The following is a 5,107-nucleotide window of genomic DNA, read 5'->3' on the forward strand; positions in this document are numbered from 1 at the left end:
GATAGGTCGATCGCCGTCACCGGCGGCGAGGATGGGACGGTACGGCTGTGGGACCTGGCGGCCGGCCGGGCAGTGGGTGAACCCCTCAGGGGGCATGACGGCCGGGTGGTCGCGGTGGCGTGCACCAAGGTCAACGATAGGTCGATCGCCGTCACCGGCGGCGAGGATGGGACGGTACGGCTGTGGGACCTGGCGGCCGGCCGGGCAGTGGGTGAACCCCTCAGGGGGCACGAGGGCACGGTGAATGCGGTCGCTGGCGGCACGATCAACGACCGGCCGGTGGCCGTAACCGTCGGCCACGACAAGACAATGCGGGTTTGGGATCTGTCGGTTGGCCAGGCCATGCGTGCCCCCCTCCGTCACCACGGCAAGGCGGTGGCATGCGGCGTGGTTAATGGCCGCCCCGTGGCCGTGACCGACGGCGGTGATCATCGCATGTGGGTATGGGATTTGGCGGCGGACGAGCGCGTTGTCAAGCCCCTCCGCGGTCGCGATCACGACCTCGACGTGGCTGCGGTCACGCACGGCACATTCAACGGCCAGTCGATGGCCGTGACCGGCGGCTACGACACCACGGTGCGTGTGTGGGACCTGGCCGCTGGCCAGGCTGTAGGCGAACCCCTCCGCGGGCATGACAGCTTGGTGCGCGGGGTGGCGTTCACCACAGTCAACGATAGGCCGATCGCCGTCACCGGCGGCGACGACAAGACAGTACGGCTATGGGACCTAGCGGCGGACCAGACCGTTGGCCAACCCCTCCGCGGGCACACCGGCACTGTAGACGCGGTGGCCTGCACCACACTCAACGGCCGGCCTGTGGCCGTGACTGGCGCGGGCTTTGATGACCATGTGTATGCATGGGACCTGACGGCTGGCCAAGTCCTTAGCGAAAACTTCATGCGGTGCGACGAATGGGTGGAAGCCGTGGCGTGCACTACGGTAAATGGTCATCCGCTGGCTCTGATTGGCGGTTCGGACGGGGTCTGGGTATGGGATCTGGCGTCCGACCAGGCCTTTGTCGTAGAAACTGATCCCATCACCGAGCACGACGGCGCGGTGACAGGGGTAGCGTGCGCCACGGTCAAAGGCCGCCCATTGGCCGTGACGAGCGGTCTCGACTCGACGGTGCGGATGTGGGACCTAGCGGCCGACCGGGCCGTTGGAAAACCGCTCACCGGACACGACGGCTCAGTGAATGCGGTGGCATGCGGCACAGTCAAAGGCCAGGCGGTGGCCGTGACGAGCGGTCTCGACTCGACGGTGCGGATGTGGGACCTGGCGACCGGCCGGGCCGTTGGAAAACCGCTCACCGGACACGACGGCTCAGTGAATGCGGTGGCATGCGGCACGCTCAGCGGCCAGCCGGTGGCTGTCGTCGGCGGCCGAGATCGGACAGTGCAGATCTGGAACTTGGAGCAGTTTCGCTGCACCGAGACCCTTCTTATGCCAACAGGCGTTGGTGCTTGCGCGATGAGCACAGATGAGACGCTGGTAGTGGGCACGGCAACGATGTGATGGTTTTCAGACGGGACGGACGTGCGTCCGGCGCATAGGCATCTATGCGCGCTGACGTTCGGCCTGACCCGACCTGCTTCTCCTGATACTCCTACTGACCTTGAAGGCGGGTTGTCGTAGGGGGCTGACGGTTGGTGATCGTCGCGGTATGCCGGAGGTATGAGGTATCCGCAGGGTGGGGGGTGCCTCTATGGGTTTCGTCAACTCTGTCGTGCCGGGTTTGAGGTAATTCGTCGGGGTGGGGTTCATGCGGCGAGGGTGGCGGTCCTGGGCTCGCGAGGTTCGTAGAAGGTGCCGTCGCGGAGCATGGCGAACAGGACGCTGAGGCGTTGGCGGGCGAGGCGGAGGAGGGCCTGGGTGTGGGTCTTTCCGCGGGCTCGCTGGCGGTCGTAGTAGATGCGGGAGGCGGGATCGGCGTTCATGCAGGCGAAGGCGGAGAGGAACATGGCGCGTTTGAGCTGCCGGTTTCCGCCTCGGGGCGCGTGTTCGCCGTGGATCGAGGTCCCCGACGACTTCGTGGCCGGAGCGAGGCCGGCGTAGGAGGCGAGGTGGGCGGCGGAGGGGAAGCTGGTGCCGTCGCCGACGGTGACCAGCAGGACTGCGGCGGTCCTGACGCCGACGCCGGGCATCGAGGTCAGGACCGGGGAAAGAGGGTGTGCCTTCAGCAGGGCGTTGATCTGGGCTTCCAGGGCCCGGCGCTGTTCGTGGACGGCTGCGAGGGAGCGGGCCAGGGACGGGATCACGATGTCGAGGGTGCCGGTCCCGGGCACGACCACGGTCTGTTCGTCGAGGGCGTCGAAGACGTCGTCGATCAGCCGGGCTGCCATGCGCGGGGCCTTGGGCCGGATGACCTCGACGAGTCTGCGGCGGCCTGCCTTGCGCAGCGCGGCCGGGGAACCGTGACGCTCCAGGAGCCAGGTGACGGCCTGGTGGTCGAGGCGGTGGCCCAGGATGCGCTCCAGGCTGGGGTGGAACTGGGTGAGCAGGCCGCGTATCCGGTTGGACGTGCGGGTGGCCTCGGCGGCGAGGTCCTGGTCGAAGCCGACGAGCACGGTCAGCTCGGCGGTGATCTCGTCGGTGAGTTCGAGCGAGCGCAGGGTGTGCGGCATGGTGCGGGCCGCGTCCGCGATGACCGCGGCGTCCTTCGCGTCGGTCTTGGCCTCACCCGGGTAGAGATCGGCGATCCGTCGCATCGCCAGTCCGGGCAGGTAGGCGACCTTGCAGCCGGCGTCGCGGGCAACCGTGAGCGGGAGGGCGCCGAAGCTCCGGGAGATCCACGAGATCACCATGGGGCATGTGCGCGGCGAGAAGGGCAAGTACCGACCGAAGCAAGTGCTGTTCGTTTTCGACAACATCCGGATCATCATGGAGGGTCCCGGCACGTGCGGGGTCTACGAAGACCCGCCTGGGATCTGCCGACCGTGCACGCTGGAAGAGGTGATTGGGATTGAGAATGACCGCTGAACGTCAACGCTGTCTTATTGATCCGAAACGGTAAGCGTTCCGGGTCGTTGAATGTCGCGTGAGTGAGCTTCTTCGATGTGGCCACCGATCGGGTGACGGTCCGTGAAGCGAAACGAGCGAGGCCCCCGGGCTGTTGATCGAGATGTCTGACGTCTCAATCACGTTGCTCGGGGGCCTCGTTGGTCGTCCATCCTGCCGCAATCGACCTGCCGCACGCACTCGTGGAGTGGGTCACCATGCTGATCGTCACCCGTGAGGGCGACCGGCGCTGCAAGCTCCGTCCGTCCCAGCGCGCGATGGTGGCACTGGTGTACCTGACGCGAGCACACCACTTTGGCGAAGATCGCCGCCGGGTTCGGGATCAGCGAGTCCACCGCCCATGCCTACACCAGCGCGGTCGTCGACCTGCTCGCCGCGCGTGCGCCGGGTCTGCTGAGGACGCTGCGCGAGCATGATCCCGACTTCGTCCTGCTCGACGGAACCCTCGCCGAGTGCGACCGGGTCGCCGACGGCCGGGCCGACTACTCCCACAAGCACCGGCGCCACGGCGTGAACGTGCAGGTCGTCACCGATCCCGGCGGCCGGCTGCTGTGGCTCTCGCCCGCCCTGCCGGGCCGCACTCACGACCTGACCGCCGCCCGCACCCACCGGATCATCCGAATCTGCGAGCGCCAGGGCGCTCCCATCGTGGCCGATCTTGCCTACCAGGGCGCCGGTCCGTGGCTGACCACGGGCATCAAACGCAGGCCCCTGCAGGAACTGACCCCCACCGAGAAGACCCGCAACCGTGCCCTGGCCGCCACACGGGCACCCGTCGAACGCGGCGTCGCCCGCCTGAAGTCCTGGCGGATCTTCCGCAGGTCCCGATGCAGTCCCAACCGCATGACGTCAATCGCCAAGGCCGTCCTCACACTGGAGCTGCAACGCTGAAGAAGCTCAGTGATGGAAAGGAAGTAGTCGTACGTGTCGAGGTCGAACTTCAGCCCCGTCAAGGCGGCCAGCACTGCGGCATGCGCCGCATCGACTGCGTAGACGTTGACGAACTGCTCAAGGGGACAATCGAAGAGCTCCGCGAGGGGCCGACGCCCGACGGCCGTCACGTTCCTCTCGGTTTCGGGGCGATCCTCGCCCTTGCGGTAGCGCTCGATCACGTACCTGGCAGTCATGGCGTCTGCCCTTCCGGTTGCTGGTCAGCGGTAGGCCGAGGATGCGGATCCAGCCCTCCGGCAGCGGTAACGGCGCGGAATGCCGGTGCGCGGCCAGGCGCGGAGGACATGCCTAGAACGGGCCGCCACGGAAGAACCTGCCCGGCAGCCGGGCGAACATGCCTCTCGTCGGGGAAGTGTGACGCTCGCGCAGCCGGGCACCGACGTAGGCAGCGAGGGCGTCAACGTGCTCCTCGTCGTAGGCCCACAGGATCCGTCCCGCACAGCGGGTCTGAAGCCACAGCGGCCGCCGGAAGAAAGGGTCCTCGGTGCCGCCGGGCACCGCGCCGACCAGGCCGGCACCCCGTTGCGCGGCCGTCCATTCGGCGACCGCGCCGCAGCCGGCGCAGGTGAGGCGGCGGGGCTGGAAGAGCAGTTCACCGAAGTTCTTCCGCGCCGCTAGGCGGGGCAGGGGCACGACGAGCGCCGACAGGCGGCTCAAGGCTCTCTCCGCGGCAACAAACGACAGCAACTCATCACTCACTGTTGACCCCAACCAAGCAAACCATGTCCAGGCCGGCGAGGAACCTGGACCTGAACCGAGGGACAGCAGTTTCACTGCTTGCTCCTCACAAAGCATTCGGGCTCCAGAACTTACTGCCATCTTCGGATCCGCGCTCCAGGCAGGCGATGCTCACCTGAGAGTCCACCCACCGCCTGTTGGCCGTGCTAGTGGCTCGGCTCGCATCGTCGGCCGGGTATTCGACGTGCTGCTCGGGGGTGAGCAGACTGTCTCCAGGACCTGATCTTGGAGGTGGTCGTGGGGCGTCAACCGAGTGTGTTCGTCCGGCCGGTGAGCATGGAGGAGGGCCGTCGGCTGCAGCGGACCAGCCGCACCGCCAAGGATCCGGTGAGGTTGCGCCGGGCCATCGTGGTGCTGATGTCCGCGCAGGGCCAGGCGGTCAGGGACATCACCTCGCTGA

Annotated in this window: 3 protein-coding genes and 3 pseudogenes; 3 read left to right on the forward strand and 3 right to left on the reverse strand. The window is 67.3% G+C overall.

Translation table 11 applies throughout. The features are described from left to right. A partial coding sequence (locus tag ACWIHY_RS33850) for a WD40 repeat domain-containing protein (protein WP_454380192.1) occupies positions 1–1,515 on the forward strand: 1,515 nt, incomplete at its 5' end. Positions 1,516–1,760: 245 nt separating this feature from the next. On the opposite strand, the pseudogene ACWIHY_RS33855 reads toward ACWIHY_RS33850, so the two are convergent. Further along, positions 1,761–2,780: pseudogene (locus tag ACWIHY_RS33855) on the reverse strand (IS110 family transposase); the annotation flags it as partial. Between the two features lie 31 nt (positions 2,781–2,811). Here ACWIHY_RS33855 and ACWIHY_RS33860 point away from each other — a divergent pair. Both ACWIHY_RS33860 and ACWIHY_RS33865 read left to right on the forward strand, forming a co-directional pair. Further along, positions 2,812–2,979, forward strand: a complete 168-nt coding sequence (locus tag ACWIHY_RS33860) for a hypothetical protein (RefSeq protein WP_454380193.1) — start codon at positions 2,812–2,814, stop codon at positions 2,977–2,979. A 179-nt stretch (positions 2,980–3,158) separates the two neighbouring features. Beyond that, positions 3,159–3,909, forward strand: a pseudogene (locus tag ACWIHY_RS33865) (transposase). 29 nt (positions 3,910–3,938) lie between these two features. Here the strand turns inward: ACWIHY_RS33865 and ACWIHY_RS33870 are convergent. Together ACWIHY_RS33870 and ACWIHY_RS33875 are read right to left on the reverse strand one after the other, a co-directional pair. Further along, positions 3,939–4,145, reverse strand: a pseudogene (locus ACWIHY_RS33870) (DUF7683 domain-containing protein); the annotation flags it as partial. 112 nt (positions 4,146–4,257) lie between these two features. Further along, complete coding sequence (locus ACWIHY_RS33875; protein WP_454380195.1) at positions 4,258–4,626, reverse strand: hypothetical protein; 369 nt, start codon at positions 4,624–4,626, stop codon at positions 4,258–4,260. Between the last annotated feature and the right edge of the window lie 481 nt (positions 4,627–5,107).

It is taken from the genome of Streptomyces sp. NPDC055287 (assembly GCF_053646035.1).